General features: G+C 69.7%; 28 protein-coding genes. 14 read left to right on the forward strand and 14 right to left on the reverse strand.

The genetic code is table 11. The features are described 5' to 3' along the window. Nucleotides 1–75: 75 nt before the first annotated feature. Nucleotides 76–1158, reverse strand: coding sequence for an inositol-3-phosphate synthase (locus ACZ5WG_RS10130; RefSeq protein ID WP_468722014.1), 1083 nt, complete (start codon nucleotides 1156–1158; stop codon nucleotides 76–78). Between the two features lie 49 nt (nucleotides 1159–1207). After that, entirely contained in the window at nucleotides 1208–1810 is a 603-nt protein-coding gene (locus ACZ5WG_RS10135; RefSeq protein ID WP_053785476.1) for a PadR family transcriptional regulator, read from the reverse strand. A 273-nt stretch (nucleotides 1811–2083) separates the two neighbouring features. Between ACZ5WG_RS10135 and ACZ5WG_RS10140 the strand changes: the two genes are divergently transcribed. Both ACZ5WG_RS10140 and ACZ5WG_RS10145 read left to right on the forward strand, forming a co-directional pair. Beyond that, entirely contained in the window at nucleotides 2084–4666 is a 2583-nt protein-coding gene (locus ACZ5WG_RS10140; RefSeq protein WP_468722015.1) for a transglycosylase domain-containing protein, read from the forward strand. A gap of 84 nt (nucleotides 4667–4750) precedes the next feature. After that, the gene (locus ACZ5WG_RS10145; RefSeq protein ID WP_468722016.1) at nucleotides 4751–6211 is read left to right on the forward strand and encodes a glycosyltransferase family 87 protein; all 1461 of its coding nucleotides are present in this window, start codon (nucleotides 4751–4753) and stop codon (nucleotides 6209–6211) included. Between the two features lie 58 nt (nucleotides 6212–6269). On the opposite strand, the gene ACZ5WG_RS10150 is transcribed toward ACZ5WG_RS10145, so the two are convergent. The 3 genes from ACZ5WG_RS10150 to ACZ5WG_RS10160 form a co-directional block, all read right to left on the reverse strand. Further along, complete coding sequence (locus tag ACZ5WG_RS10150) at nucleotides 6270–7301, reverse strand: alanine racemase (protein WP_053785474.1); 1032 nt, start codon at nucleotides 7299–7301, stop codon at nucleotides 6270–6272. A 70-nt stretch (nucleotides 7302–7371) separates the two neighbouring features. Beyond that, complete coding sequence (locus tag ACZ5WG_RS10155; RefSeq protein ID WP_030153200.1) at nucleotides 7372–8490, reverse strand: lipid II:glycine glycyltransferase FemX; 1119 nt, start codon at nucleotides 8488–8490, stop codon at nucleotides 7372–7374. Nucleotides 8491–8621: 131 nt separating this feature from the next. Further along, a complete protein-coding gene (locus ACZ5WG_RS10160; protein ID WP_365950929.1) occupies nucleotides 8622–8936 on the reverse strand; it encodes a hypothetical protein in 315 nt (104 codons plus the stop codon). A gap of 248 nt (nucleotides 8937–9184) precedes the next feature. On the opposite strand from ACZ5WG_RS10160, the gene rpsF reads away from it, so the two are divergent. The 4 genes from rpsF (at nucleotide 9185) to rplI (ending at nucleotide 10887) form a co-directional block, all read left to right on the forward strand. After that, nucleotides 9185–9475 carry a 30S ribosomal protein S6 gene (gene rpsF / locus ACZ5WG_RS10165; RefSeq protein ID WP_004950685.1) on the forward strand — a complete coding sequence of 97 codons (291 nt, stop codon included), beginning with the start codon at nucleotides 9185–9187 and terminating at the stop codon, nucleotides 9473–9475. Between the two features lie 73 nt (nucleotides 9476–9548). Next, a complete protein-coding gene (locus tag ACZ5WG_RS10170) occupies nucleotides 9549–10142 on the forward strand; it encodes a single-stranded DNA-binding protein (RefSeq protein ID WP_030292604.1) in 594 nt (197 codons plus the stop codon). 43 nt (nucleotides 10143–10185) lie between these two features. After that, nucleotides 10186–10422: a 30S ribosomal protein S18 gene (gene rpsR, locus ACZ5WG_RS10175; protein WP_005315025.1), complete on the forward strand. Its 237-nt coding sequence runs from the start codon at nucleotides 10186–10188 to the stop codon at nucleotides 10420–10422. Between the two features lie 18 nt (nucleotides 10423–10440). After that, entirely contained in the window at nucleotides 10441–10887 is a 447-nt protein-coding gene (rplI, locus tag ACZ5WG_RS10180) for a 50S ribosomal protein L9 (RefSeq protein ID WP_030292603.1), read from the forward strand. A gap of 130 nt (nucleotides 10888–11017) precedes the next feature. Here the strand turns inward: rplI and ACZ5WG_RS10185 are convergent, their stop codons facing one another. Then, nucleotides 11018–12355: an MATE family efflux transporter gene (locus ACZ5WG_RS10185; RefSeq protein WP_468722018.1), complete on the reverse strand. Its 1338-nt coding sequence runs from the start codon at nucleotides 12353–12355 to the stop codon at nucleotides 11018–11020. Nucleotides 12356–12807: 452 nt separating this feature from the next. On the opposite strand from ACZ5WG_RS10185, the gene dnaB reads away from it, so the two are divergent. Both dnaB and ACZ5WG_RS10195 read left to right on the forward strand, forming a co-directional pair. Then, nucleotides 12808–14271, forward strand: a complete 1464-nt coding sequence (dnaB, locus tag ACZ5WG_RS10190) for a replicative DNA helicase (protein ID WP_053687861.1) — start codon at nucleotides 12808–12810, stop codon at nucleotides 14269–14271. 9 nt (nucleotides 14272–14280) lie between these two features. Then, a complete protein-coding gene (locus ACZ5WG_RS10195; RefSeq protein ID WP_468722019.1) occupies nucleotides 14281–15666 on the forward strand; it encodes a serine hydrolase domain-containing protein in 1386 nt (461 codons plus the stop codon). Nucleotides 15667–15683: 17 nt separating this feature from the next. Here ACZ5WG_RS10195 and ACZ5WG_RS10200 read toward each other — a convergent pair whose 3' ends face one another. The 3 genes from ACZ5WG_RS10200 to ACZ5WG_RS10210 are packed head-to-tail and all read right to left on the reverse strand — an operon-like array spanning nucleotide 15684 to nucleotide 18277. Further along, entirely contained in the window at nucleotides 15684–16859 is a 1176-nt protein-coding gene (locus ACZ5WG_RS10200) for a winged helix DNA-binding domain-containing protein (protein WP_468722020.1), read from the reverse strand. Between the two features lie 54 nt (nucleotides 16860–16913). Continuing rightward, complete coding sequence (locus ACZ5WG_RS10205) at nucleotides 16914–17375, reverse strand: GNAT family N-acetyltransferase (protein WP_468722022.1); 462 nt, start codon at nucleotides 17373–17375, stop codon at nucleotides 16914–16916. Between the two features lie 14 nt (nucleotides 17376–17389). After that, nucleotides 17390–18277, reverse strand: a complete 888-nt coding sequence (locus ACZ5WG_RS10210) for a GNAT family N-acetyltransferase (RefSeq protein WP_468722023.1) — start codon at nucleotides 18275–18277, stop codon at nucleotides 17390–17392. Between the two features lie 202 nt (nucleotides 18278–18479). Between ACZ5WG_RS10210 and ACZ5WG_RS10215 the strand changes: the two genes are divergently transcribed. Both ACZ5WG_RS10215 and ACZ5WG_RS10220 read left to right on the forward strand, forming a co-directional pair. Then, nucleotides 18480–19130 carry an HAD family hydrolase gene (locus ACZ5WG_RS10215; RefSeq protein ID WP_468722024.1) on the forward strand — a complete coding sequence of 217 codons (651 nt, stop codon included), beginning with the start codon at nucleotides 18480–18482 and terminating at the stop codon, nucleotides 19128–19130. After that, nucleotides 19124–20455: a globin domain-containing protein gene (locus ACZ5WG_RS10220; protein ID WP_468722285.1), complete on the forward strand. Its 1332-nt coding sequence runs from the start codon at nucleotides 19124–19126 to the stop codon at nucleotides 20453–20455. The genes ACZ5WG_RS10215 and ACZ5WG_RS10220 overlap by 7 nt, the downstream gene beginning before the upstream one ends. 29 nt (nucleotides 20456–20484) lie before the next feature. On the opposite strand, the gene ACZ5WG_RS10225 is transcribed toward ACZ5WG_RS10220, so the two are convergent. The 5 genes from ACZ5WG_RS10225 to ACZ5WG_RS10245 form a co-directional block, all read right to left on the reverse strand. Next, entirely contained in the window at nucleotides 20485–20964 is a 480-nt protein-coding gene (locus ACZ5WG_RS10225) for an NUDIX domain-containing protein (RefSeq protein ID WP_468722025.1), read from the reverse strand. Nucleotides 20965–21038: 74 nt separating this feature from the next. Next, a complete protein-coding gene (locus ACZ5WG_RS10230) occupies nucleotides 21039–21944 on the reverse strand; it encodes a LysR family transcriptional regulator (protein WP_468722027.1) in 906 nt (301 codons plus the stop codon). Between the two features lie 178 nt (nucleotides 21945–22122). Continuing rightward, entirely contained in the window at nucleotides 22123–23304 is a 1182-nt protein-coding gene (locus ACZ5WG_RS10235) for a cystathionine gamma-lyase (RefSeq protein WP_468722028.1), read from the reverse strand. Then, nucleotides 23301–23792: a low molecular weight protein-tyrosine-phosphatase gene (locus ACZ5WG_RS10240; protein WP_468722029.1), complete on the reverse strand. Its 492-nt coding sequence runs from the start codon at nucleotides 23790–23792 to the stop codon at nucleotides 23301–23303. Before ACZ5WG_RS10240 ends, ACZ5WG_RS10235 begins: the two co-directional genes overlap by 4 nt. An 11-nt stretch (nucleotides 23793–23803) precedes the next feature. Beyond that, nucleotides 23804–24184 carry a phage holin family protein gene (locus ACZ5WG_RS10245; protein ID WP_365950915.1) on the reverse strand — a complete coding sequence of 127 codons (381 nt, stop codon included), beginning with the start codon at nucleotides 24182–24184 and terminating at the stop codon, nucleotides 23804–23806. Nucleotides 24185–24273: 89 nt separating this feature from the next. Between ACZ5WG_RS10245 and ACZ5WG_RS10250 the strand changes: the two genes are divergently transcribed. The 4 genes from ACZ5WG_RS10250 (at nucleotide 24274) to ACZ5WG_RS10265 (ending at nucleotide 26530) form a co-directional block, all read left to right on the forward strand. Beyond that, nucleotides 24274–24591, forward strand: a complete 318-nt coding sequence (locus tag ACZ5WG_RS10250) for a cupin domain-containing protein (RefSeq protein ID WP_468722030.1) — start codon at nucleotides 24274–24276, stop codon at nucleotides 24589–24591. Nucleotides 24592–24734: 143 nt separating this feature from the next. Beyond that, nucleotides 24735–24962 (forward strand): DUF5326 family protein, encoded by a 228-nt coding sequence (locus ACZ5WG_RS10255; RefSeq protein WP_468722032.1) that lies wholly within the window; start codon nucleotides 24735–24737, stop codon nucleotides 24960–24962. Between the two features lie 283 nt (nucleotides 24963–25245). Further along, nucleotides 25246–25983 carry an IclR family transcriptional regulator gene (locus ACZ5WG_RS10260; RefSeq protein WP_468722286.1) on the forward strand — a complete coding sequence of 246 codons (738 nt, stop codon included), beginning with the start codon at nucleotides 25246–25248 and terminating at the stop codon, nucleotides 25981–25983. A 97-nt stretch (nucleotides 25984–26080) separates the two neighbouring features. Further along, nucleotides 26081–26530, forward strand: a complete 450-nt coding sequence (locus tag ACZ5WG_RS10265; RefSeq protein WP_468722033.1) for an SsgA family sporulation/cell division regulator — start codon at nucleotides 26081–26083, stop codon at nucleotides 26528–26530. Nucleotides 26531–26568: the final 38 nt, after the last annotated feature.

Below are 26568 nucleotides of genomic sequence, written 5' to 3' on the forward strand. Positions count from 1 at the left end.
CCGGGCACATTGCCCGGGGACCCTCCGCGGAAGAACAGTCGAAGACCAGGTGTCCGAAGACCCTCGGAGTGCGACTTAGCGCTCGACCTCGCCCTTGATGAACTTCTCGACGTTGGCCAGGGCCTCGTCGTCGAAGTACTGCACCGGCGGGGACTTCATGAAGTAGCTCGAGGCCGACAGGATCGGGCCGCCGATACCCCGGTCCTTGGCGATCTTCGCGGCGCGCAGGGCGTCGATGATGACACCGGCGGAGTTCGGGGAGTCCCACACCTCGAGCTTGTACTCGAGGTTCAGCGGGACGTCGCCGAAGGCGCGGCCTTCGAGGCGGACGTAGGCCCACTTGCGGTCGTCGAGCCACGCGACGTAGTCGGACGGGCCGATGTGGACGTTCTTCTCGCCGAGCTCACGGTCGGGGATCTGCGAGGTGACGGCCTGCGTCTTGGAGATCTTCTTCGACTCGAGGCGGTCGCGCTCGAGCATGTTCTTGAAGTCCATGTTGCCGCCGACGTTGAGCTGCATGGTGCGCTCAAGACGGACGCCGCGGTCCTCGAACAGCTTCGCCATCACGCGGTGCGTGATGGTGGCGCCGACCTGCGACTTGATGTCGTCGCCGACGATCGGGACACCGGCCTCGGTGAACTTGTCCGCCCACTCCTTGGTGCCGGCGATGAAGACCGGGAGGGCGTTGACGAAGGCGACCTTGGCGTCGATGGCGCACTGGGCGTAGAACTTCGCCGCGTCCTCGGAGCCGACGGGCAGGTAGCAGATCAGGACGTCGACTTCGCGGTCCTTGAGGATCTGGACCACGTCGACCGGGGTCTCGGCGGACTCCTCGATCGTCAGGCGGTAGTACTTGCCCAGGCCGTCCAGGGTGTGGCCGCGCTGCACGGTCACGCCCTTGTTGGGGACGTCGCAGATCTTGATGGTGTTGTTCTCGCTGGCGCCGATGGCGTCCGAAAGGTCGAGGCCGACCTTCTTCGCGTCGACGTCGAACGCGGCGACGAACTCGATGTCACGCACGTGGTAGTCGCCGAACTGGACGTGCATCAGACCGGGGACCTTGGCCGCCGGGTCGGCGTCCTTGTAGTACTCGACGCCCTGCACCAGCGAGGCGGCGCAGTTGCCCACGCCGACGATGGCTACGCGAACCGAACCCATTCCGGTTGCTCCCTGTTTGTTCTCGGACGAGGCCTGCGAGATGCAGGCCTCACTTTGCAGTTTCGTCGGGCGGACCGGGTCGTCTCTGATCCCGTCCCGCCCGCTCACTCTCGATGAGCTCGTTCAGCCAGCGCACTTCGCGCTCCACGGACTCCATTCCGTGCCGCTGCAGCTCAAGCGTGTAGTCGTCGAGGCGCTCCCGCGTACGGGCCAGTGAGGCGCGCATCTTCTCCAAGCGCTCCTCGAGTCGACTTCGACGGCCTTCCAGGACCCGCATGCGCACTTCCCGCTCGGTCTGACCGAAGAAGGCGAAGCGGGCGGCGAAGGACTCGTCCTCCCAGGCGTCGGGGCCCGTGTGGGCCAGGAGCTCCTCGAAGTGCTCCTTACCTGCGGCCGTCAACCGGTAGACGATCTTGGCTCGGCGCCCTGCGAGTGAAGTGGCGAGAGCGTCTTCCGGGGCGTTGCCCGGTTCCTCGATCAACCAGCCGTTGGCGACCAACGTCTTGAGGCAGGGGTAGAGCGTTCCGTAGCTGAACGCCCGGAACACCCCCAGCGAGGTGTTGAGCCGCTTGCGGAGCTCGTACCCGTGCATGGGGGATTCGCGAAGGAGGCCGAGGACGGCGAACTCGAGGATGCCTGAGCGCCTGCTCATCCGCCTGCCTCCTTCGTCCCTGAGGTTTTATACCGAGCTGATGTATCGGCTCGATACATCCAGACGATAGAACGGGCCGTCTTCGGCGACAAGGGGGGATGTAGTGACCGGCGTCACATCACCAATTCGTACCAGGCGAGTTGCCTGATTTGGGGTGAACTTCGGCACTGTTCGGGTTTTGAGCGTGCGTAGTCTGTGGGCCATGACAACGGGGGGAACCGGAATTCACCTGCCGCTTCCAGGCCACTCGCCTGCCCGAGGAGTAGTCGTTCGATGAGCGAGCACCGCCGCAAACCGCCGCAGCCCGAGGGTGGCGGTCGTGCCGCGGCCCGCCGGGCCGCCCAGCAGCGCCCTGGCCAGGGCGCCGGGCCCGCACGTGACGTCCCCACTGCGTCACACAGCGGACCGTACGCAGAGCCGCCCGGCCACGGCAGCCGTGCCGGGGCACGCCGGGCCGCCCCCCGTGGATCCGGAGGCCGTGGACGCGCCGCCGGCCCCGCGGGCCGCGGCCCCGGCCGCCCGGACAAGCGGCTGATCAACTACCCGCGCTCCGACAAGGCGGGCTGGCAGCGCTTCGTGCCGTCCTGGAAGCTGGTCTGCGGCACCGCCCTCGGATTCTTCGCGATCATCACGGCAGGGGCCGGCATCGGCATCGCGTCGGTGAACACGCCCGACCCGAACAAGGCGGCCCAGGCGCAGAACAACGTCTTCTACTGGCAAGACGGCACCCAGATGGTGGCCACCGGCGGTTCGATGAACCGGCAGATCGTGCCCATCGACAAGATCCCCAAGTCGATGCAGGACGCCGTGATCGCCGCCGAGAACGAGTCGTTCGAGACGGACAAGGGCGTCGACCCGATGGGCATCGTCCGAGCCGTGTGGAACATGGCCAAGGGCGGCTCCACCCAGGGCGGCTCGACCATCACCCAGCAGTACGTGAAGAACACGTACCTGGACTCCGACCAGACGCTCAAGCGCAAAGTCACCGAGCTCTTCATCTCGATAAAGCTGGGCGTGTCCGAGGAGAAGGACACGATCCTCGCGGGCTACCTGAACACCGCCTACTACGGTCGGGACGCCTACGGAATCCAGGCGGCCGCGCGGGCCTACTTCGGCAAGGACTGCGTGGACCTCACGCCCTCCGAGAGCGCCTTCCTCGCCTCCGTGCTCAAGGGCCCCAACCTCTACAACCCGGACGGCGGCATCGGTGCCGCGGCCACCCCCGAGAAGAACACCGAGCGGGCCAAGGAGCGCTGGGCCTGGGTCCTGGACCGCGAGGTCGTGGTGAAGCGGATGCAGAAGTCCGACCGGGACCAGTTCAAGGAGTTCCCCAAGCTCGTCGACTCCGAGCAGGCTCGCGGCCTGTCCGGCCAGACCGGCTACCTGGTCGACACAGCCAAGAAGTACGTGATGAAGGTCACCGGCATCACGCCCGACGAGATGGCCCGCGGCGGCTACCAGATCAAGACCACCTTCCAGAAGCCGAAGGTGGACGCCCTGGCCAAGGCCGTCGAGGACACCCGCAACGACTTCCTGGACGAGAAGGCCCGGCCCGAGTACGACACCTTCGTCCAGTTCGGCGCCGCCTCGGTGGACGTGAAGACCGGGGCGATCGTGGCCCTGTACGGCGGCCCGGGCATGGACAAGAAGTACTTCAGCAACAACGCCGACACCCTCGGTGTCCCGGTCGGATCGACCTGGAAGCCGTACGTCCTGGCGGCCGCGATGCAGTACGGCACCCAGAACTCGAACGGCCGGGGCATCTCGGCCGACAGCAAGTACAACGCGAACGACCTGACGGTGATCAACAACCGCGACGGCAAGCCGCTGCGTGACGCGTCCGGCAAGCCGTTCAAGCAGAAGAACGAGAGCACCTACCCCTACGGATACGTGACCCTCAACGAGGCGATGGAGAAGTCCATCAACGTGCCGTTCGCGCAGCTCGTCTTCGACGTCGGCCACAGCAAGGTCCGGGAGGTCGCCGAGGCGACGGGCATCCTCAAGGACTCGATGAACCCGAACAACGACGCCTCGTTCGCCCTCGGCACCTCGACCCCGAGCGCCATCCGCATGGCCGACTCCTACGCCACCTTCGCCGCCTCCGGTACGCACCGCGATCCGTTCTCCGTGACCCGTGTCGAAAAGGACGGCAAGGAGCTGCCCGGCTTCGGGGCGCCCAAGGAGCAGCGGGCGATGGACAACGACATCGCCGACAACGTCACCAAGGTCCTGCAGAACGTCGTCGAGAACGGCACCGGCACCAAGGTCAGGAAGCTCGGCTTCAACCGGCCCGCCGCCGGCAAGACCGGAACCACCGACCAGAACAAGTCGGCGTGGTTCGTCGGCTACACCCCGGAGCTGTCCACCTCGGTCGCCCTGTTCCGCACCGACCCGAACTCGGCGGACAAGAAGCTGATCTCCATGAACGGTGTGGGCGGCGTCGACTCCATCCACGGTGGCGACATCCCGGCCGCGATCTGGACCGAGTACATGAAGGAAGCCCTCAAGGGCACCCCGGTCAAGGAGTTCCCGGAGGCCGACAAGATCGGGGTCACCGCGGACGCCTCCGGTGCCCCCTCGCCGAGCCCCTCGTTCTCCCCGTCGCCGTCCCCGTCGATGCCCTCGCCCTCGGCAACCTCCTCGCCGCCGGTCTCCCCGACCCCGTCGAGGGGCGGCAAGCCGTCCTGCAAGCCGTGGGAGCTGTACTGCATCCCGGACACCGGCGGCGGCACCAACAGCGGCACCACCAACGGCGGCGCCGGCGGATCCAGCGGATCACCGTCTCCGACGCCATCGGGCAAACCGGGCCGCCCGGGCGGCACCAGCTGGGGGACCACGGTGGGGACCTCGGGCTGACGCCCTCCCCTGTTCCGACGAGGGCCGTCGCACACGGTGCGGCGGCCCTCCCGCATGTCCGGCCCCGTACGGCAGGATGAGCGCATGACCAAGGTGCACGAGGAACGGCCCGTACTGCCCACACAGCAGGACGAGGTCGCCGCGGCCGGCAGCGAGTTCATCGGCGGCCCGATGGGCCGCTACGCCCGGCTGGGCGGCCACTGGCTGACCCCGGTGCGCGTCGTGGCCCTCGTCGCCATCGGGCTGTTCGCGCTCGGCATGGTGCAGAAGCTGCCCTGCTACGACTGGGCGTGGTTCCGCGGAGCCGGCTCGCAGTACACCCACGCCTGCTACTCCGACATCCCGCACCTCTTCGCCGTACGCGGCTTCGCCGACGGACTCACGCCCTACTTCGACCGGCTCCCCGGCGACATGGAGTACCTGGAGTACCCGGTGCTGACCGGGCTCTTCATGGAGGTCGCGTCCTGGCTGACCCCCGGCGGCGGCTCCATGCAGCACCGCGAGCAGATGTACTGGATGGTCAACGCGGGGATGCTGATGGCCTGCGCCGCGGTCATCGCCGTGTGCGTCGCGCGCACCCACCACCGCCGGCCCTGGGACGCGTTGCTCTTCGCCCTCGCGCCCGCCTACGCGCTCACTGCGACGATCAACTGGGACCTGCTGGCCATCGCCCTGACCGCCGCAGGAATGCTCATGTGGTCCCGCGGCCGGACCGTGCTCTTCGGCGTCTTCATCGGCCTGGCCACCGCGGCCAAGCTCTATCCCGTCCTGCTGCTCGGTGTGCTGTTCGTGCTGTGCTGGCGGGCAGGGAAGTGGCGGGCGTTCGGCTCCGCCGCGCTCGGCGCGGCCGTCTCCTGGCTCGTGGTGAACCTGCCGGTCATGCTCCTCGCCTGGGACGGCTGGAAGAAGTTCTACACGTTCAGCCAGGAACGGCCGATCGACTTCGGGTCCGTGTGGCTGCTCATCTCCCAGCGTTCCGGGAACCCCCTGCACGACGCCAACACGTACGCGACGGGCCTGACGCTGCTGCTGTGCGCGGGCATCGGAGTGCTCACGCTGACCGCTCCCCGCCGGCCCCGCTTCGCCCAGCTGGCGTTCCTGGTCGTGGCCGCCTTCATCCTGGCCAACAAGGTCTACTCGCCGCAGTACGTGCTGTGGCTCATCCCGCTGGCGGCGCTGGCCCGGCCGCGCTGGCGGGACTTCCTGATCTGGCAGGCCGGCGAGGTCGTGTACTTCCTCGGGATCTGGCTGTACCTCGCCTACACGACGAGCGGGGACAAGCATCAGGGTCTGCCCGTGGAGGGCTACCAGGTGGCGATCACCGCCCACCTGCTGGCGACCCTCTACCTGTGTGCGGTGGTCGTGCGCGACATCCTGATGCCCGAGAGGGACGTCGTACGCCGCGACGGGTCGGACGACCCGTCCGGCGGGGTCCTGGACGGGGCCGAGGACGTGTTCGCGCTGTCGGACGCCGCGAGGGCGCCGCAGGATGCGGAGCCCTCGCAGGGTCAGCGGGTCGAGTGGGGCATGGCCCCCAGGGACTGAGTGCCCGGGGGCTGACCGGCCGGGGACCGACCGGGCCCCTTCACCGACCGGGTGGGTATCAGGCGTCGAGCACCCGGTCGAACTGCGTGGTGGTGTGGCGCAGGTGCGCCACCAGCTCGTCGCCGACCTTCGGCTCGGGGGCGTCCGACGGCACGAACAGGATCGACACCTGCATGTGCGGGGGCTCCGCGAACCAGCGCTGCTTGCCCGCCCACACGAACGGCGACAGGTTCCGGTTCACGGTGGCCAGGCCGGCCCGGGCCACGCCCTTGGCGCGCGGCATCACGCCGTGCAGGGCCTTGGGGGCCTCCAGGCCCACCCCGTGCGAGGTGCCGCCCGCGACCACGACCAGCCAGCCGTCGGAAGCCGCCTTCTGCTGCCGGTAGCCGAACCGGTCGCCCTTGGCGACGCGCGTGACGTCGAGAACGGCGCCCCGGTACTCGGTCGCCTCGTGGTCGCCCAGCCACAGCCGGGTGCCGATCCGCGCCCGGAAGCGGGTCTGCGGGAACTGCTGCTGCAGCCGCGCCAGCTCCTCGGCCCGCAGGTGGCTGACGAACATGGTGTGCAGCGGCAGCCGGGCCGCGCGTAGCCGGTCCATCCAGCCGATGACCTCCTCGACGGCGTCCGAGCCGTCGGGGCGGTCCAGCGGCAGGTGCAGGGCGAAGCCCTCCAGCCGCACGTCCTCGATCGCCGAGTGCAGCTGGCCCAGGTCCTGCTCGGAGATGCCGTGGCGGCGCATCGAGCTCATGCACTCGATGACCACGCGGGCACCGACCAGGCCGCGGACCCCGTCCAGCGAGGACACTGACCGGATCACCCGGTCCGGCAGCGGCACCGGCTCCTCGCCCCGCCGGAACGGGGTGAGGACGAGCAGGTCGCCGCCGAAGAAGTCTTTGATGCTGGCGGCCTCGTACGTGGTCCCGACGGCGAGGACGTCGGCGCCCAGCCGGGTCGCCTCCTCGCACAGCCGCTCATGGCCGAAGCCGTAGCCGTTGCCCTTGCAGACCGGGATCATCCCGGGGAACTGGTCCTGGATCTGCTTCTGGTGCGCACGCCAGCGCGCGGTGTCGACGTAGAGCGTGAGCGCCATGCCCGTCCGGAGCCTCTCTTGAAAAGCTGCAAGGTGCAGCAGTGCGGTGTCTGGGGGATGCCGAAGCAGGTCAGCGGCGCGACATGTAGATGTCGAGCGCCTTGTGCAGCATCTTGTTGAGCGGGAAGTCCCACTCGCCGACGTACTCGACGGCCTCGCCGCCCGTGCCGACCTTGAACTGGATCAGGCCGAACAGGTGGTCGTTCTCGTCCAGCGTGTCACTGATGCCGCGCAGGTCGTAGACGCTGGCACCGAGCGCGTACGAATCGCGCAGCATGCGCCACTGCATCGCGTTCGAGGGCCGCACCTCGCGCTTGTGGTTGGCGGAGGCGCCGTACGAATACCAGACGTGCTGGCCGACGGTGAGCATCGTGGCGGCGGCCAGCGGCTCCCCCTCGTGCTTCGCGATGTACAGCCGCATCCGGTTCGGGTCCTCGGAGTTGAGGGCCGTCCACTGACGCTGGAAGTAGCTGAGCGGGCGCGGGCGGAACTTGTCGCGCTCGGCGGTGATCTCGTACAGCTCCTGCCAGACCGGCAGGTCCTCGTAGCCGCCCTGGACGACCTCGACGCCGGCCTTCTCGGCCTTCTTGATGTTGCGGCGCCACAGCTGGTTGAAGCCCTTGAGGACGTCGTCCAGCGAGCGGTTGGCGAGCGGCACCTGGAAGACGTAGCGGGGCTGCACGTCGCCGAAGCCGGCGCCGCCGTCCTCGCCCTGCTGCCAGCCCATGCGGCGCAGCTTGTCGGACACCTCGAAGGCGCGGGGCTCGATGTGCGAGGCCTCCACGTCCCGCAGGCGCTTGACCTCCGGGTCCTGGATACCGGCCTTGATGGCGGCGGAGTTCCAGCGGCGGATGACGACGGGCGGCCCCATCTTCACGGTGAAGGCGCCCTGGCGCTTGAGGTGGGCCAGCATCGGCTGGAGCCACTCCTCCAGGTTCGGGGCGTACCAGTTGATGACCGGGCCCTCGGGAAGGTAGGCGAGATACCGCTTCACCTTGGGCAGCTGGCGGTACAACACGAGGGCGGCACCGACCAGTTCGTCGTTCTGGTCGAACCAACCGAGGTTCTCGGAGCGCCACTCGTTCTTCACGTCGGCCCACGCCGGGACCTGGCAGTGGCTAGCCGAGGGCAGGCTCTGGAGGTATCCCAGATGCTGCTCTCGGCTGATGGTCCTCAGGGACAGGCTCATGCGGGGCGTCTCCTCCGGCGGCTTCGCTGGCTATGGCGCGAAGCCTACTGCGACAGGGGCGCCACCCATCTGGGGGCCGGGCCGGGCCCGGGCCGGTGTGCGGCCGGCGCCCTGTCGCCGAGGCGCCCCGGTCAGCCCGCCCAGCCGCCGAAGAGACCGCCGTGCGCCATGCCGAGGTAGAAGCCCACGGCCGAGGCGCCAAGCCCGATGATCAGTGCGAAGCGCTCGCGTGTCGTCTCCGAGATGAACTGTCCGTACGCGCCGGTCAGGATGCCGACGAGCCCGGTCCACGAGCTGAGCAGGTGCAGATTGTCGAAGAACCCCGTGACGAACGCCACGGCGCCGAGCACCACTGTGGCCACCATGAGCGTGTCCTGCAGCGGATGGGGCTTGCCGTCGGTTGCGAGGAGCGAGATCGAGGACTGGGGTCGCATTGCCTGTGCCATCGGAAGGCACCTCCTGGCTGAAGCAGAGCGGTGCGCGGGGCGCCTCCGGCAGGGGCCGAGGGCATAGCACCGAGCACACCCGATGAATACAGAGTGTGGCCTCTTCCTGCCGGATTTCAACCGGAAGGAGTCGAGCAGGTAGTCTGTACAGCTGCGCGGTGTCTGCTCACAGACGCCGTGCGCACGCATCACGACCCTCCTGCCACGGAACGACCGTGGCCGCTGAGTCCAAAGGAGGTGGGTTCCACATGCGTCACTACGAAGTGATGGTCATCCTCGACCCCGATCTCGAGGAGCGCGCTGTCTCCCCGCTGATCGAGAACTTCCTCTCCGTCGTCCGTGAGGGCAACGGAAAGGTCGAGAAGGTCGACACCTGGGGCCGTCGTCGTCTCGCTTACGAGATCAAGAAGAAGCCCGAGGGCATCTACTCGGTCATCGACCTTCAGGCCGAGCCTGCGGTCGTCAAGGAGCTTGACCGACAGATGAACCTGAACGAGTCGGTTCTCCGGACCAAGGTCCTCCGCCCCGAGACCCACTGAACTTCGGTTCAGCGGTAATCGGGACCGAGTAGCACAGCAGCCCAGCAGCAAATCCCCGCCGAGAGGTTCATCCATGGCAGGCGAGACCGTCATCACGGTCGTCGGCAATCTCGTCGACGACCCCGAGCTGCGCTTCACCCCCTCGGGTGCGGCGGTCGCGAAGTTCCGTGTCGCGTCCACCCCCCGCACCTTCGACCGCCAGACCAACGAGTGGAAGGACGGCGAGAGCCTGTTCCTGACCTGCTCGGTGTGGCGGCAGGCGGCCGAGAACGTCGCCGAGTCCCTTCAGCGGGGCATGCGCGTCATCGTGCAGGGCCGGCTGAGGCAGCGGTCGTACGAGGACCGTGAGGGTGTCAAGCGCACGGTCTACGAGCTGGACGTCGAGGAAGTCGGCCCCAGCCTGAAGAACGCCACGGCCAAGGTCGCCAAGACCACCGGCCGCGGTGGCCAGGGTGGATACGGCGGCGGCGGTCAGCAGCAGGGCGGCGGCGGCGGCTGGGGCGGAGCCCCCAGCGGCGGCGCCCCGCAGGGCGGCGGAGCTCCCTCCGACGACCCGTGGGCGTCCAGCGCGCCGGCCGGCGGCCAGCAGCAGCAGGGCGGCGGGGGCGGCTGGGGCGGAAGCTCCGGCGGCTCCAACGGTGGCTACTCGGACGAGCCTCCCTTCTAGGGAAGCTCGCATCCCCACTTCTTGATCACACAGGAGAGACACAATGGCGAAGCCGCCTGTGCGCAAGCCTAAGAAGAAGGTCTGCGCGTTCTGCAAGGACAAGACCGCGTACGTGGACTACAAGGACACGAACATGCTGCGGAAGTTCATTTCCGACCGCGGCAAGATCCGTGCCCGCCGCGTCACCGGCAACTGCACGCAGCACCAGCGTGACGTCGCCACGGCCGTGAAGAACAGCCGTGAGATGGCGCTGCTGCCCTACACGTCCACCGCGCGATAAGGAAAGGGTGACCGACTAATGAAGATCATCCTGACCCACGAGGTTTCTGGCCTCGGTGCCGCCGGCGATGTCGTCGACGTCAAGGACGGTTACGCTCGCAACTACCTGGTCCCGCGTGGTTTCGCGATCCGCTGGACCAAGGGTGGCGAGAAGGACGTGGCGCAGATCCGCCGCGCCCGCAAGATCCACGAGATCGCGACCATCGAGCAGGCCAACGAGGTCAAGGCCAAGCTCGAGGGCACGAAGGTCCGTCTGGCCACCCGCTCGGGTGACGCCGGCCGTCTCTTCGGCTCTGTGACCCCGGCCGACATCGCCACGGCGATCGAGGCTTCCGGTGGTCCGAAGGTCGACAAGCGCCGCGTCGAGCTGGCTGCCCCGATCAAGACCCTCGGTTCGTACCAGGTCTCCGTGCGTCTGCACGCCGAGGTCGCCGCGAACGTGGGCGTCGAGGTCGTCGCCGCCTAAGTGCTGCACGCGAAGGGCCGCACCCCACAGGGGTGCGGCCCTTCGTCGTTGTCGGGGGCTTCGGGCCGATGTTTCACGTGAAACATGCCGAGGAGCAGCCCATGTTTCACGTGAAACATGGGCCCGCGGGTCAGCGGGTCGCCCCCGCCACCAGCCATCGGCCGGAGCGTGCCCGCAGCTGGAGGGTGGCCATCCGGACCAGCATCATCAGGGTCATGGCCCACCAGAGCGTGGTCAGGCCGCCGCCGACGGCCGGGACGAGCAGTGCGACCGGGGTGAACGCGGCCAGCGTAACGAGCATCGCCCGGGCCAGGTAGCGGCCGTCTCCCGCGCCCATGAGGACCCCGTCGAGCACGAACACGATGCCGGCCACCGGCTGGCAGAGGGCCACGACCAGCAGGGCGGGCAGCAGGGCGTCCTCGACCGCGCGATCGCCGGTGAACAGCGGGATGAACAGCGGGCGGGCTGCGATCACCAGTGCGCCCAGGACCATCCCGGAGACGATGCCCCACTGCACCACGCGGCGGCAGATGGCTTTGGCGCCCTCGGTGTCGCCGGCGCCCAGGTAGCGGCCGATGATGGCCTGCCCGGCGATGGCGATCGCGTCGAGAGCGAAGGCGAGCAGGCTCCACAGGGAGAGCAGTATCTGGTGGGCTGCGATGTCCGCGTCGCCGAGCCGCGCGGCCACAGCGGTCGCGATCATCAGGACGGTGCGCAGCGACAAGGTGCGCACCAGCAGCGGTACGCCGGCCTGGGCGCAGGCCCGGATGCCCGCGGAGTCGGGGCGCAGGGAAGCCCCGTGGCGGCGGGCTCCGCGGACCACCACCACGAGATAGGCGCCGGCCATGGCGCACTGGGCGATCACGGTGCCCCAGGCGGAGCCGGCGATGCCGAAGCCCGCGCCGTACACGAGGGCGCCGTTCAGGCCCGCGTTGAGGGCGAAGCCCCCGACGGCGACGTAGAGCGGGGTACGGGTGTCCTGGAGGCCGCGGATGACACCGGTGGCGGCCAGCACCATCAGCATGGCCGGGATACCCAGGGCGGAGATCCTCAGGTAGGTGACCGCGTACGGGGTGACGGTGTCGGAGGCTCCGAAGAGGGAGATCAGCCAGGGCGCGGTGGGGAGCGTCACGGCGACGACGGCCGCCCCGATCACGAGAGCGAGCCAGATGCCGTCCATGCCCTGCCGGATGGCTGCCGGCAGGTCTCCCGCGCCGACCCGGCGGGAGACGGCCGCGGTGGTGGCGTACGCGAGGAACACGAAGACGCTGACGGCGGTGGTGAGCAGGGCGGCTGCGATGCCGAGGCCGGCCAGCTGGGGGGTGCCGAGGTGCCCCACGATGGCGCTGTCTGCCATCACGAACAGGGGTTCGGCGACGAGGGCGCCGAAAGCCGGCACGGCGAGCGCGAGTATCTCGCGGTCGTGCCGTCTCGGGGCAGCCTTCAGCGGGGCCAGGGCCTGTGTCATGCGCTCAATCTAATCTTCCACAGGTAATAGACGCAACTAGTTTTGGATCCTTACCTGTGAGTTGACTCGCGTCTTCTCGGCACCCCGTTGGAGGCGATCTCGGGAACAGGGCCAAGAAATTTCTCCCCCACAGCCCGTGGAGGAAGAAAATGCAGGTCAGGTCAGGTGTGTGGGTAGGGCAGGTGATTTTGTCCACAGCACCGTCCCCCGGTCCGTGCACAGCTTCCGGCGACTTACCCACAGCATTGGGTCGGTCATCCACATCTCATCCACACAGCCTGTGGATAACAAGATTGGCTGACGTCGCTCCCGGCCCTACCGTTGTGCGTTGCCCGACTCGCCGACTGCGGATTCGGGTGCCCCAAATGTCAGAGCCGTGCCCTAGAAAGAGTGGCACGGCGAGGTCCGCGTTGCGGACGGGAGGAGGCGGCCCGGTGAGCATGCCCGAGCCCATGGACGACCCCTGGGCCGACAGCGGTCCAGGTGACCGTCTGCCCGCCCGTCCGCGCCGTAACAGCGACAGCCGGGGCCGCGGGGACGAACAGCACGAGCGGGGCCGCGAGGGCGGCTCCTGGGACGGCGGTGGCGGCGGCTTCGAGCGCGTCCCGCCGCAGGACCTCGACGCCGAGCAGTCGGTGCTCGGCGGCATGCTGCTGTCCAAGGACGCGATCGCGGACGTGGTCGAGGTCATCAAGGGCCACGACTTCTACCGGCCCTCGCACGAGACGATCTACCAGGCGATCCTCGACCTGTACGCCAAGGGCGAGCCGGCCGACCCGATCACGGTCGGCGCCGAGCTGACCCGCCGCGGCGAGATCAGCAAGGTCGGCGGGGCCTCGTACCTGCACACCCTCGTCCAGTCCGTCCCGACCGCGGCCAACGCCGAGTACTACGCGGAGATCGTCCACGAGCGGGCCGTCCTGCGCCGCCTCGTCGCCGCCGGTACGAAGATCACGCAGATGGGATACGCGGCGGACGGCGACGTCGACGAGATCGTCAACAGCGCCCAGGCCGAGATCTACGCCGTCACCGAGCAGCGGACCTCCGAGGACTACCTGCCGCTCGGCGACATCATGGAGGGCGCACTCGACGAGATCGAGGCCATCGGCTCGCGCAGTGGCCAGATGTCGGGCGTCCCGACCGGGTTCACGGACCTCGACTCGCTGACCAACGGCCTGCACCCGGGCCAGATGATCGTCATCGCGGCCCGTCCCGCCATGGGTAAGTCCACCCTCGCGCTGGACTTCGCCCGGGCCTGTTCCATCAAGAGCAACCTGCCGAGCGTGATCTTCTCCCTCGAAATGGGGCGCAACGAGATCGCGATGCGCCTCCTGTCGGCCGAGGCCCGGGTGGCGCTGCACCACATGCGCTCGGGCACCATGACGGACGACGACTGGACCCGGCTGGCCCGCCGGATGCCCGACGTCTCCGCCGCCCCGCTCTACATCGACGACTCCCCGAACCTGTCGATGATGGAGATCCGGGCGAAGTGCCGGCGCCTCAAGCAGCGCAACGACCTCTCCCTCGTCGTCATCGACTACCTCCAGCTGATGCAGTCGGGCGGCTCGCGCCGTCCCGAGAGCCGCCAGCAGGAGGTCTCGGACATGTCCCGAAACCTCAAGCTGCTGGCCAAGGAGCTCGAGGTGCCGGTGATCGCGCTGTCCCAGCTGAACCGTGGTCCCGAGCAGCGCACCGACAAGAAGCCGATGGTCTCCGACCTGCGTGAGTCGGGCTCGATCGAGCAGGACGCCGACATGGTGATCCTGCTGCACCGCGAGGACGCGTACGAGAAGGAGTCGCCCCGCGCGGGCGAGGCGGACCTGATCGTGGCGAAGCACCGTAACGGCCCCACGGCGACGATCACCGTCGCCTTCCAGGGCCACTATTCCCGGTTCGTGGACATGGCCAACACGTAGCATCCGATCATGGATGCCGCATCTGAAGACCTGGATCTGCTCCCTGCGACCCGGCGTGCGCTGAGACACCGGATCGCCCTCGCGCAGAGCGAGGGACGGGCGCCGTCGGTGGTGGCGGCCGTGGCCCGCGGCGGTGAGGTGGTCTGGGAGGGTTCCCGGACCTCCGTCGAGGGGCACGGGCCGGACGGGAACGTGCAGTACCGGATCGGGTCGATCAGCAAGACCTTCACCGCTGTTCTGGTGATGCGCCTGCGCGACGAGGGCCTGCTGCATCTCGAGGACCCGCTGGAGAAGCACCTGCCCGGGACGGGCGCCGGCGAGGTGACCATCGCCCAACTGCTGGCCCACACCAGTGGGTTGGCGGCGGAGACGCCGGGCGAGTGGTGGGAGCGCACGCCCGCGGCGCTGCGCCCCGGACTTGCTGACGTGCTGGGCGAGGAACCGTTCCGCTTCCGGCCCGGCAGGCGGCACCACTACTCCAACCCGGGCTACACGCTGCTGGGTTCGCTCGTGGAGGCCGTACGCGGGAAGCCGTGGGAAGAGGTGCTCCGGGCCGAGGTCCTGGAGCCGCTGGCCCTGGACCGTACGACGGCACAGCCCCAGGCTCCGCACGCGGGCGGCTGGGCGGTGCACCCGTGGGCCGACGTGATGATGCCCGAGCCGCTGGAGGATCTGGGGCTGATGGCCGCGGCCGGGCAGCTCTGGTCCACGACGCGCGATTTGGCGCGGTTCGCGGTGTTCCTCGCCCGTGGCGACGAGCGGGTGCTGAGCGCGGAGACCGTACGGGAGATGCGGACGCCGGCCTCTCCGCCGGAGCCCGGTTTCGCCGAGCTCGGCTACGGGTTCGGCATGCAGCTGGCGGACAGTGGCGGGCGCAGGCTCGCCGGCCACAGCGGCTCGCTCCCGGGGTTCGTGGCGGGGATCTGGCTGAGCGAGGCGGACGACGTGGCGGCCGTGGTGCTGGCGAACTGCACGTCGGGGCTGCCCGCCGCGACGGTGGCCGCGGACCTGGTGGCGATCGTCGCGGACGCGGAGCCGCGGTTCCCGCAGCCCTGGCGGCCGTTCCGGGAGGCCGATCCGGTTGCGCTGGAGCTGTGCGGCCCCTGGTACTGGGGTACGTCGGCGCAGGTGCTGAGGCTGAAGGCTGACGGGCTGTTGGAACTCGCCCCGGTGGGCGCGACGGGCCGGTCGGCCCGGTTCAGGGCCGAGCCCGACGGCAGTTGGACCGGACTCTCCGGCTATTACGCGGGGGAGACGCTGCGGGCGGTCCGGCGCGAGGACGGTTCGGTCAGCCACCTCGACCTGGGCTCGTTCGTGTTCACGAGGGAGCCGTACGACGCCCAGGCCCCGGTGCCCGGCGGGGTGGACCCGCAGGGCTGGCGGGGCATCGGCTGACACTTCGGCCCGCAGGCTCAGGCGACGAGTTCGCGTTCCAGCGGGGTGCGGAAGCGCGGGGTGATCCGGGCCTCGCCCACCCACCGGGCGAGGCGGGCCGCCTCGGCCGTGATCGCCTCCTCGGCGGCGCGGCCGGGGTCGGCCAGCAGCCGCCAGACGATCTCGCCGTCCGCGCGCTGGGCCCAGCCGCCGACGATCTCGCCGTTCCACCAGACCGTGGGGCCGATGTTGCCGGCGTAGTCGAAGAGGGCGGGCCGGTGGGCGGGGTCGAGGTGGAAGCCCCGGTCGGCCCAGCCCATGCCGCTGGGGTCGAGTCCGGGCAGCAGCGCGGCCCAGGGCTCCGGGGCGGGTTCGGGCGCGGTGTCGCCGGGGCTGACCAGGGCCGTGCTGCCGTCGTCGAGACGGACCTGGTCGGGGCCGACGACGGCGAGGGCCTTGCGGACGTCGCTGAGAGTCCAGCCCGTCCACCACTTGAGGTCCGCCTCCGTGGCCGGACCGTAGGCGTGCAGCCAGCGCTGGGCGATCTCGGCGCGGGCCTCGGCTGCGGGAACGGCGGGCCAGGGCTCGGTGTGTACCCAGCGGAACTGGCTGGAGGTCCATGATCCACGCGGTCGGTCACGGCGGATCCGGCCGTCGGCGGCCAGTAGCCGGATGACACGGGTGGCGACGCCGGTCTTGGTCTCGTACTTCTTGCCCCGGCCGATGGTGATCTTCTCGCGCAGCGTGGGCACGGCTGCCGAGAGCTGGCTGCCGGTGCAGGGGCCGCCGGTGTCGAGGGCATCGAGCACGGCGGTCTCGGCCCGGGCCAGCCAGGCCGCATCGAGGCCCTGGCCGTCCTCGTCGAGGTGCTTCAGGAACGTACGGCGCTCCTTGACGGCGATGCCGCGGGCGGTCGAGGCGTCCACGTACGGGGCGAGTTCCGTGGAGACGGCGAAGAGCGTGTTGCGCATGCTGAGCAGCCGGACGAGCGAGACGTCCCCGTAGAGCGCCTGCTCGACGACGGCGGGGCCGCTTTCCGTGAGCCGGGCGCGGGCGGAGAGGAACACGGTCGCGGCGTCGGTGGCGTGCAGCGCCACGACGGCGTCCGCAGCCTGGGCGACCGTGGCCGCATGCGCCGAGGGAGCCAGGCGGTGTCTGCGGCCGAGCCGGTGGCGACGCTCGGCGGTGGTGACGAGAGGGAGGCTGGGGCTCATCCTCCCGATCGTAGGCCGGGCCACCGACGCCGGCCCGGCCTTCCGTACGGGCGATCAGAGGGAGAGCTTGAACCCGACATGGGACGCGGTGAACCCGAGCCGCTCGTAGAAGCGGTGGGCGTCGGTACGGGTCACGTCCGAGGTGAGCTGGACGAGTTGGCAGTTCTCACGGCGGGCCCGCTCGACGGCCCATTGGATGAACCGGGTGCCCAGGCCGCTGCCGCGCTCGTCGGCGTGGACGCGGACCCCTTCGATGATCGCGCGGGTGGCTCCTTTGCGGGAGAGCCCGGGGACGATCGTGAGCTGGAGCGTGCCCACGACGCGGCCTTCGCGGGCCGCCACGACCACGTGCTGGTGTGGGTCGTCGGTCAGGCGCTTGAAAGCCGCGATGTACGGGGTGAGGTCGTCGGGGGATTCGCGGGTGGCGCCGAGGGGGTCGTCCGCGAGCATGGCGACGATGGCGGGCAGGTCCTCCTCGGTGGCGGGGCGGATGGCCGGTTCGTCGGGGTCGGTCATGGAGACGTCCTTTCTCAGCCCGCTGCCACGGTGAGCGGGGCCCAGCGGCGGGTCCAGTCGCCGGGGAGGCCGGGGATGTCGCGGGTCATGACGGCGTTGAAGGCGACGGAGTCGAGGCCGCGGTCCTTGAGCCAGGTCAGGAGCTCCTCGTGGCGTACGTCGATGTCGGTCCGCAGCGGCCGGTCGGTGGCGGCGGCGAGAGCGGTGACGAGTGCCTGGGCGCCGGCCGTGTCACGGGCGATCAGCGGGCCGATGACGTGGGTCTCCATATTGGGCCAGATCGCGGCGTAGCCGACGAGCTGGCCCCCGCCGTCCTCGGCGACCAGCAGCCGGTCCGCGAAGGCGGGAAGCCGCGTGATCATGTGGGTCCGGTCGGTACCGAAGACCTCGGTGTCCAGGCGGAGGATCCGCGGGATGTCCTCGCCGGTCGCCGGCCGGACCGCCACGGAGTCCGGCCCCGGAGCCGCGGGGTCTTGGCGGAACGAGCCCCGGAGCATCTCCGCGCGGCCCGTGGTGTCGAAACCGAGCTCCTCGTAGAGGGGGCGGCCGTAGGGAGTGGCGTGCAGGGTGAGCGGGACGCCCTGGAGCAGGTCGTCGCAGATATACGTCATCAGGCGGCGGCCCAGGCCCCGGCGGGCGTAGCGCTCGGCGACGAGGACCATTCCGATGGCGGCCATTTCGGGGCCGGCGTGGGTGTGGCCGTACGAGGTGACGACGCAGGCGGCGGCGAGCCCCTGTCCGTCGGGGGCATCGATGCCGTAGCCGCTGCCCGCGGCGAGGAGCAGCCCCCACTTGTGGTCCTCGCGCGGCCACCCGCGGTCTTCGGACAGGTCGGCGCAGTGGCGGAGGTCGTCCACGGTCAGCGCACGGATCGGCAGGTCGGTCAGGTGTGGTGGTGTCACCGGCCCAGAGTGGATCACCGGATGGAGGGCGTCCAGAGGATTTGGGGTGCATGTTTCACGTGAAACATCCGATGTCTCTTCCCGGGTCACCGCGGGAGGCTCCCGGTGGGAGCCGGCGATGTTTCACGTGAAACATCGTGTTTCTGACCCGCCGCGGCCGGGAGGTGCCCTCGGTGAAATCGACCGGCTAGCCTCGACTGCCATGACCCTCCTGCACCTTTTCGATCTCGACGGGACGCTGATGCACGGCTCGGCGGCGCCGGTCGAGATCTCGCGACAGCTCGGCCTGAGCGCGGAGATCGCCGAGCTGGAGCGATCGTTCGGAGCCCGGGAGATCGGGCCGCACGAATTCTCGGTGGCGGCACATGCGCTGTGGGCAGGGCTGACGCCCGCGCATGTCCGGGCGGCGTTCGACGGAGCTCCTTGGCTGGCGGGGATTCGCGAGGTGTGGGGGGAGATCAGGGAGCGCGGGGACTACTGCGCGGTGATCTCGCTGTCGCCCTCGTTCTTCGTGGAGTTGCTGCTGGAGTGGGGCGCGCATGCCGCACACGGCTCGGTGTTCCCGGAGGTGCCTTTCACCCGTCCTGTGGAGGCGTCCGGGATCCTGACGCCCGAAGGGAAGGTCACGGTGGCGGACCGGCTGTGCGCGCAGTTCGGGGTGAGCCGGGCCGACTGTGTCGCGTACGGGGATTCATCGACCGACGCGGTGCTGTTCGAGGCCGTTTCGGTGTCGGTGGCGGTCAACGCGCGGCCGTACCTGGCGGAGCGGGCGACGTATGTCTACGAGGGCCGGGACCTGCGAGAGGCCTATCAGCTGGTCGGGGCGGCGCGCCCGGAAGTCCAAGCATCTTAGGAGGAAAGTGGGTTCGAAACGCGGATTTTCCGCGTTTCCCCGCGAGTGGTTGGGGCGGCTGGCAGGCTTTGAGGCCCGGAACCACGGATTCGAAGGCCGTGGCGTGCTTACCGACCGAGATGTTCGAAGCGAGGCACCGCATGGACGCTCCGCCCACCAGATCGGCCAGACGGACGGCCCGGATACCGTCCGGGGGCGGTGCGGTAGAGCCCTCCCCGGACGCGGTGCTGATCCGCCGGACCCTCGAGGAAATCGCACCGATCGCCGACAAGGTGACCTCGTACTTCTACGCCCTGGTGTTCACGGGGCACCCGGAGGTTCGGGGTATGTTCCCGGCCGCCATGGACGCGCAGCGCGACCGGCTCCTGAAGGCGCTGCTGACCGCCGCCGAGCACATCGACAACCCGGACGTGCTCGTGCCCTATCTGCGCCGACTGGGCACCGGGCACCGGAAGTACGGCACGGCGGCGGGGCACTATCCGGTGGTGGGCGAGGCTCTGATCGGCGCCCTGGCCCGGTACGCGGAGCACAGCTGGGGGCCAGAGGCGCAGGCCGCATGGGTGCGGGCCTACACCGCGATGTCCCAGATCATGATCGACGCGGCGGCGCAGGACGAGGTGAAGACCCCTGCGTGGTGGCACGCGGAGGTGGTCTCGCACGATCTGCGCACCCCGGACATCGCGGTGCTGACGGTCCGCCCCGACCAGCCCTACGCCTTTCTGGCGGGCCAGTACACGAGCCTGGAGACCCCGTGGTGGCCCCGGGTGTGGCGGCACTACTCGTTCGCCTCGGCCCCGCGCGCCGACGGGCTGCTGTCCTTCCACGTCAAGGCCGTTCCGGCGGGCTGGGTCTCCAATGCGCTGGTGCGGCACGCCCGGCCCGGCGACGTGCTGCGGCTCGGGCCGCCGGCCGGGTCGATGGTGGTGGACCACACCACCGACAACGGGATGCTGTGCCTGGGCGGCGGTACCGGCATAGCCCCGATCAAGGCGCTGATCGAGGACGTGGCGGAGCACGGTGAGCGCCGCCCCGTGGAGGTGTTCTTCGGGGCGCGCAGCGACGGAGACCTGTACGACAAGGACACCCTGCTGGGGCTGCAGCGTTCGCATCCGTGGCTGTCGGTGCGCCCGGTGGTCTGCGAGGGCCTGGCGGGGCAGCTGCCCCAGGCGATCGGTGAGCACGGGCCCTGGAGCTCGTACGACGCGTTCGTCTCGGGGCCGCCCGCGATGATCCGCAGCGGTGTCGACGAGCTCAAGCGGATAGGGATCCCCGGGGACCGGATCCGCTTCGACGCGCTCGAGGAGCTGGTGGGCGCGGCCGGATGAGGCCCGGGCCGACACGGCCCGGGCCGAGGTCAGCCCAGGTCGGGGGCGTGCATGGCGCGCACGCCCTCGATGTTGCCGTCGAGGTAGTGGCGCAGGGACAGCGGGACGAGGTGGACGGCGGCAATGCCGACCCGGCTGAAGGGCACACGGACGATCTCGTACTCGCCTGCGGGCTCGTCGACTTCGGGACCGTGCCGCTGGCTGGGGTCCATGGATTCGAGGTGGCAGACGAAGAAGTGCTGCACCTTCACTCCGGTCACTCCGCCTTCGGCGATGTGCTCGACGGTGTCGACGAAGCAGGGCACCACATCGGTGATCTTCGCGCCGAGTTCCTCGTGGATCTCTCGGTGGAGGGCGTCGACGACGGTGGCGTCCGAGGACTCCACTCCCCCGCCGGGCGTGAGCCAGTACGGGTCGACGCCGGGCTTGGTGCGTTTGATGAGGATCAGGTCGTCACCGTCGAGCAGGATCGCGCGGGCGGTGCGTTTGACCACGGGACGTTCGGTCATGGGAGAAGAGTGGCCCAGACTGCGGTGTCTGAAACGCGTGTCGGTGAAACGCGCCGCACGCCGGAAGCGGAGGCTCACCAGTGCGCGGCGGCGCGCAGCAGCCGGTCGTGCGCACGGGCGAGGTGGGCGAGGGCGAGGCTGCCGGCCCGTACGACGAGGAACCAGGTGCGCAGCGGCGGTACGGGCGGCTCGAGCAGGGCGATGATCTGCCCGCGGTCGAGGGCGTCCTGGCACAGATACCGAGGCAGGACGGCGAGTCCGGCGCCGGCCCGGACGCATTCCAGGACGGCCCTGAGGTCGGGGGCGACGATGGTGGCGGCATCGGGCCGGGTCCCGGGTCGGGTCTCGAAGACCGCGGCCCAGTAGCGGGCGACGAGCGGCAGGGTCTCGTGTACCTCGACGAGCGGAATGCCGTCGAGGGCGGCAGGGCCGCTCTCACGCAGCCGGTCCGGGTCGACGAGGGCGGCCCAGTAGGGCGCGGCGACCAGGACGTGCTCCTCGTCGCACAGGGCGGTCGCGCTGAACAGCCCGCCGCGCGGCCGGGCGGTGGTGACGACGAGGTCGTGGTGGCCGGCGGCGAGCCCGTCGAGAGCCTCCTCCGCGCCGGTCTGCAGGACGGTGCGCAGGGTGTGGCCCTGGCCGACGAGCGGTGCGAGAGCGGGCAGGACGCGCAGGCACAGGAATTCGGGGGGACCGGCGAGGTGCAGGGTGCGTAACGCACCGGCCGCCTCCCGCTCCGCCTCGGTGATCCGCAGCAGGGCGTCGAGGTGCGGGGCGGCCTTGTGGGCGAGTTCGTCGCCGACGGCGGTGGGAGTGACCCCGCGGGCCCTGCGGTGGAACAGCGGTCGCCCCAGCTGGCGTTCGAGGGTGCGGATCTGGGACGTGACGGCGGGCTGAGACAGCCCGAGCAGTGCGGCGGCCCGGGTGAACGAGCCCGCCCGATGCACGGCGACGAAGGTGCGCAGCAGGGCCAGGTCCATGAAGGCCCCTCTCGGTGGGGGCCTTCAACTATAAATATGCCGATAGGCCCCTGTCGTTACCGTGATTGGACTCTGACGCTAGGTCAACTAGCCTTGGGTGCGTGGTTCTTCGCGCGCAGAACCCGGGCGGTCCGAGCCACTAGGGGGGAGGCTCGGACCGCTCCATGTCTGCGGTCGCTCAGGCACCGGCGCCCGCGGCGTCGAGGGCGCGCAGCACGTCCGCGACCAGGTCCCCGGTGTCCTCGGCTCCGGCGGACAAGCGGATGAAACCCTCCGGGACGGGGTCGCCGCCCCACCGTCCGCGCCGCTCCGCGGTGGACCGTACGCCTCCGAAGCTGGTGGCGTCCTCGACCAGGTGCAGGGCGGCCATGAAGCGTTCGGCGTGCGCACGGTCGGGCAGGGTGAAGGAGACGACGGATCCGAAGCCCCGCATCTGCCGGGCGGCCGTCTTGTGCGACGGGTCCGCGGGCAGCCCCGGGTAGCGCAGTCCGGTCACGTCCGTACGGTCGGCCAGCGCCTCGGCGACGGCCAGCGCGTTGGCCCACTGGCGATGGGCGCGGAGCTGGATGGTGGCCAGGGAGCGGTGGGCGAGCCAGGCCTCCATCGGGCCCGGGATCGCACCGACGATCTTGCGCCAGCGCCGGACGGCGGCGGCGAGCCCCGGGTCGCGGCAGACGACGTAGCCGAGCAGGAGGTCGCCGTGGCCGGTGAGGCCTTTGGTGCCGCTGGCGACGGAGAAGTCCGCGCCGAGTTCCAGGGGTCGCTGGCCGAGCGGGGTGGCGAGGGTGTTGTCGACGGCCACCAGGGTGCCGCCCGCGTGCGCGGCCTCGACCAGGCGCCGTACGTCGCACACGTCGAGCCCGGGGTTGGACGGGGTCTCGATCCACAGCAGCCTGGCCCCGTCGAGGACGGCGAGCTGCGCGTCGCCGCCGGTCGGGGCGGTGCGGACGTGGATCCCGTAGGCCTCCAGCTGCTCGCGGACCAACGGCAGCGCCTGGTAGCCGTCGTCGGGCAGGACGACGGTGTCCCCGGTACGGGCCTGGGAGAGCAGGACGGCGGAGACCGCGGCCATGCCGGACGCGAAGACGACGGTGTCCACGCCGTCCTGGCCGGGGGCTTCGAGTTCCCCGATGGCCCGTTCCAGCAGGGTCCAGGTGGGGTTGGTGTCGCGGCCGTAGGTGTACGGGCCCTCGACGTCGCCGGGGAGGTGGAAGTGGGCGGCGAAGACGGGTCCGGGCAGAGGCGGTTCGTTCTTGACGGGCTCGGGCAGCCCGGCGCGCACGGCCCGGGTGCCGTCGCCGAGCCCGTCCGCCCGGGCGGCCCCGGCCGCTGCTGTTGTCCGGTCGGCATGGTCGTTCACGGGGTGTGCTCCTTCACTGCCTCGCGTACGGCGTCCAGCAGGCCCGCACTCGCCGCCTCGACGAGCTCCAGGCACAGCTCGAACCCGTCGAGGGAGCCGTAGTAGGGATCCGGTACGTCGGCCTCCGCTGCCGTGGCCGCCGGGTCGTACGACCGCAGCAGCCGTACCTTGGCGGCGTCTTCGGGGGTGGGTGCGAGCGCCCGCAGGTCTCGCAGGTGCCCGGCGTCGAGCGCGATGACGAGGTCGAGACCGCTGAACCACGAGGCCCGGAACTGCCGGGCCCGGTGGCTCTGCTCGTACCCGGCGGACTCGAGGACGGTGACGGTGCGCGGGTCGGCGCCGTCCCCCTCGAACCAGCCGCCGGTGCCGGCGCTGTCCACCTCGACGAGAGCATCGAGTCCGGCCTCGGTGACGCGGGCGCGGAAGACGGACTCGGCCATGGGCGAGCGGCAGATGTTGCCCGTGCAGACGAAGCACACGCGGTACATGGGCGGTCCGTTCAGTTCTTGTCGGGCAGGGCCATGTTCACGGCCCAGGAGACGACGGAGATGATCAGGCCGCCGACGAGCGCGGTCCAGAAGTTGTCCACGTGGAAGCTGAGGTCGAGCTGCGTGGCCAGCCATGAGGTCAGCAGCAGCATCAGGGCGTTCACGACGAGGGTGAACAGTCCGAGGGTGAGGACGAACAGCGGCAGCGAGAGGAGCCTCACCACGGGCTTGACAATGATGTTGACCAGGCCGAAGACCAGCGCGACCAGGATCAGCGTGAGGGTCCTGCGGCCCAGGGAGCTGTGGTCGTCGAGCGTGATGCCGGAGAGCAGCCAGATGGCGACGGCCAGGGCTGCGGCGTTCGCGAGCGTCTTGACTACGAAATTCGTCATGTGTCTGATCGTGGCAGAGAAGATCCTGGTGGGACATCAGCAGATCAGCGGATGCCAGGGAACGCGAGAGAGCAAGGGGCACAACGAAGATGAAGGCCTTCCGGCTGGACGAGCTCGAGGCGGAGCGGCTCGCGAACGACGGCGCCTATCTGCAGTTCCTGCGCGAACGGAACATGTCGGTCGGGCTGTACGCGCTCGACGCCGGGCAGAGCGACCCGCAGCAGCCGCACCGCCAGGACGAGGTGTACTTCGTGGTGAGCGGCCGCGCCTCGATCACGGTCGGGGAGGAGACGACGACGGTGGCCCGCGGCAGCGTCGTCTACGTCCCGGCCGGGGTGGTGCACAAGTTCCACCACATCACCGAGGACCTGCGGGTACTTGTGGTGTTCTCCCCGTCGGAGGCATAGCCGGGGCCCCGGACCAAGGGTCGGTCCCCTGGTCCCCCTAGGGGGCGGATCAGGGGACTCCGGGGGCTCGAGGGCCCCCGGGCGCCTTCGCGGCCTCCTAGCATCGAGAGCAGGAAGTCACGGCTCAGGAAGAGGTTGAGGACATGGACGGCATCCGAGAGACATTCGCAGGCATGCCCTGGTGGGTTAAGTGGGTCGCGATCCCGCTTCTGGTGCTCTTCGTCTTCGGCGGTGTCATCACCAGCATCCTCGGTGCCCTGATCGGGTTCGCCTTCAAGCTGCTGCTCTTCGTCGGCCTCGTCGCCGGCCTGGTCTTCCTAGTGAAGAAGTTCAGCGGCAGCGGTACGAAGTCCTCGTCCGGCGACTGGTAGGCCCCGGGGTCAAGCCCGGGGATTAACCCAGGCGGGGGAACGTGAGGTGGCAAACCGCTCACACCGCGGGAATCGGTGGATAGAGTGGCAATCTGTGCCGTTCCCCTGGGTCGAAGGCCGGTAGTGCCGCCCTGACCTGCGGCGATCTCCAGTACCAGCCGAGCGCGACCTCCAGGAACCACGGCATGTGCGGGGGCGGCCCCGCAGAGCGGGCCCTCCCAAGGCCCGCCGCCACGCCTGGGGGTGAGCTTTGTCTTCGGTTCACAATGCCGGTGTGCCAACGCTGATCGGTTCGGTGCAGCGAGCGTTGAGACTGCTCGAAGCAGTGGGCTCCCACAGCGAGGGTGCCCCGGCGAAACAACTGGCGCGCGAGGCCGGGCTCCCGCTCCCCACCGCGTACCACCTGCTGCGCACGCTCACCCACGAGGGCTATCTGCGGCGCGAGGGCGGAGTGTTCGTTCTCGGTGCCGCCGCAGGCCGACTCGCGGGCGGCAGACTGCAGCAGAAACGTCGCAGCATGATCCTCGACTCTCTCGCGCACTTCCGCGACGCGGTCGGGGCCCCCGTCTACTTCGCGGTGTTCCGCGACGGTGAGATCGAGCTCGTGGGCGTTTCGGACACCCCGGCCAGTCCCGCCGTCGAGGAGTGGGCCGATTTCCGTGCGACAGGGCACGCGCACGCCATCGGGCAGTGCCTGCTGGCCCAGCTGGACGAGGAGACGCGCAAGGACTACTACGACCGGCACCCGGTCGAGGCCGTCACCCAGTACACCGTCCGAGACCAGCGCGCCCTGGAGCACCGGATCAGGTCCCTCGGGCGCATGCAGCCGGTTACGGAGCGTCAGGAGTACGCGCTGGGCACAGTGTGTGCAGCCATCCCCATCACTGCCGGCGATACCGCCGCAACAATGGCGATTTCGCTCCCTTTGCACCAGGAGGAACGATTGCTGTGTGTGGTCGATCGGCTACGGAGTGAAGTAGGCGCGCTGTTGAGCACCCTCTCGTTCTCTATCAGTATCTGAAAACTCACTCCTTGTGATCTGCAAGCGCGTCCACCACCCTTGTCAAGAGGGCCCTGGGGGATCATTCCTGGCCACTTCCACTACAGCGGGGTAGTCAATGCGCGAGTCGGTACAGGCAGAGGTCATGATGAGCTTCCTCGTTTCCGAGGAGCTCTCGTTCCGGATCCCGGTGGAACTCCGGTACGACACCCGTGACCCCTACGCGGTGCGCCTGACGTTCCACCTTCCCGGGGACGCGCCCGTGACCTGGGCGTTCGGCCGGGAACTCCTCCTCGACGGCATCAACAAGCCCTGCGGTGACGGCGATGTGCACATCGCCCCCACCGACCCCGAGGAGCTGTCCGATGTCCACATCCGGCTCCAGGTCGGTTGCGACCGGGCCCTGTTCCGCGCCGGCGCCGCGCCGCTCGTGGCGTTCCTCGACCGCACCGACCGGCTTGTTCCGCTCGGTCAGGAGCGCAGCCTCGGCGACTTCGAGGACAACCTCGACGAAGCGCTGGACAGGATCCTGGCCGAGTCCCGGCAGAACGAGCAGAACGCGGGCTGAACGGACCGGACGAGCCGAGCCGCCCCGGGCCCCCGAGC

Source organism: Streptomyces sp. NPDC032745 (genome assembly GCF_055579465.1).

What these genes read in the sequence shown, in the direction of transcription:
- ACZ5WG_RS10130 (WP_468722014.1), bottom strand. Translation starts at nt 1,158, where the DNA reads ATGGGTTCGGTTCGCGTAGCCATCGTCGGCGTGGGCAACTGCGCCGCC.
- ACZ5WG_RS10135 (WP_053785476.1), bottom strand. Translation starts at nt 1,810, where the DNA reads ATGAGCAGGCGCTCAGGCATCCTCGAGTTCGCCGTCCTCGGCCTCCTT.
- ACZ5WG_RS10140 (WP_468722015.1), top strand. Translation starts at nt 2,084, where the DNA reads ATGAGCGAGCACCGCCGCAAACCGCCGCAGCCCGAGGGTGGCGGTCGT.
- ACZ5WG_RS10145 (WP_468722016.1), top strand. Translation starts at nt 4,751, where the DNA reads ATGACCAAGGTGCACGAGGAACGGCCCGTACTGCCCACACAGCAGGAC.
- ACZ5WG_RS10150 (WP_053785474.1), bottom strand. Translation starts at nt 7,301, where the DNA reads ATGGCGCTCACGCTCTACGTCGACACCGCGCGCTGGCGTGCGCACCAG.
- ACZ5WG_RS10155 (WP_030153200.1), bottom strand. Translation starts at nt 8,490, where the DNA reads ATGAGCCTGTCCCTGAGGACCATCAGCCGAGAGCAGCATCTGGGATAC.
- ACZ5WG_RS10160 (WP_365950929.1), bottom strand. Translation starts at nt 8,936, where the DNA reads ATGGCACAGGCAATGCGACCCCAGTCCTCGATCTCGCTCCTCGCAACC.
- rpsF (WP_004950685.1), top strand. Translation starts at nt 9,185, where the DNA reads ATGCGTCACTACGAAGTGATGGTCATCCTCGACCCCGATCTCGAGGAG.
- ACZ5WG_RS10170 (WP_030292604.1), top strand. Translation starts at nt 9,549, where the DNA reads ATGGCAGGCGAGACCGTCATCACGGTCGTCGGCAATCTCGTCGACGAC.
- rpsR (WP_005315025.1), top strand. Translation starts at nt 10,186, where the DNA reads ATGGCGAAGCCGCCTGTGCGCAAGCCTAAGAAGAAGGTCTGCGCGTTC.
- rplI (WP_030292603.1), top strand. Translation starts at nt 10,441, where the DNA reads ATGAAGATCATCCTGACCCACGAGGTTTCTGGCCTCGGTGCCGCCGGC.
- ACZ5WG_RS10185 (WP_468722018.1), bottom strand. Translation starts at nt 12,355, where the DNA reads ATGACACAGGCCCTGGCCCCGCTGAAGGCTGCCCCGAGACGGCACGAC.
- dnaB (WP_053687861.1), top strand. Translation starts at nt 12,808, where the DNA reads ATGGACGACCCCTGGGCCGACAGCGGTCCAGGTGACCGTCTGCCCGCC.
- ACZ5WG_RS10195 (WP_468722019.1), top strand. Translation starts at nt 14,281, where the DNA reads ATGGATGCCGCATCTGAAGACCTGGATCTGCTCCCTGCGACCCGGCGT.
- ACZ5WG_RS10200 (WP_468722020.1), bottom strand. Translation starts at nt 16,859, where the DNA reads ATGAGCCCCAGCCTCCCTCTCGTCACCACCGCCGAGCGTCGCCACCGG.
- ACZ5WG_RS10205 (WP_468722022.1), bottom strand. Translation starts at nt 17,375, where the DNA reads ATGACCGACCCCGACGAACCGGCCATCCGCCCCGCCACCGAGGAGGAC.
- ACZ5WG_RS10215 (WP_468722024.1), top strand. Translation starts at nt 18,480, where the DNA reads ATGACCCTCCTGCACCTTTTCGATCTCGACGGGACGCTGATGCACGGC.
- ACZ5WG_RS10225 (WP_468722025.1), bottom strand. Translation starts at nt 20,964, where the DNA reads ATGACCGAACGTCCCGTGGTCAAACGCACCGCCCGCGCGATCCTGCTC.
- ACZ5WG_RS10230 (WP_468722027.1), bottom strand. Translation starts at nt 21,944, where the DNA reads ATGGACCTGGCCCTGCTGCGCACCTTCGTCGCCGTGCATCGGGCGGGC.
- ACZ5WG_RS10240 (WP_468722029.1), bottom strand. Translation starts at nt 23,792, where the DNA reads ATGTACCGCGTGTGCTTCGTCTGCACGGGCAACATCTGCCGCTCGCCC.
- ACZ5WG_RS10245 (WP_365950915.1), bottom strand. Translation starts at nt 24,184, where the DNA reads ATGACGAATTTCGTAGTCAAGACGCTCGCGAACGCCGCAGCCCTGGCC.
- ACZ5WG_RS10250 (WP_468722030.1), top strand. Translation starts at nt 24,274, where the DNA reads ATGAAGGCCTTCCGGCTGGACGAGCTCGAGGCGGAGCGGCTCGCGAAC.
- ACZ5WG_RS10255 (WP_468722032.1), top strand. Translation starts at nt 24,735, where the DNA reads ATGGACGGCATCCGAGAGACATTCGCAGGCATGCCCTGGTGGGTTAAG.
- ACZ5WG_RS10265 (WP_468722033.1), top strand. Translation starts at nt 26,081, where the DNA reads ATGCGCGAGTCGGTACAGGCAGAGGTCATGATGAGCTTCCTCGTTTCC.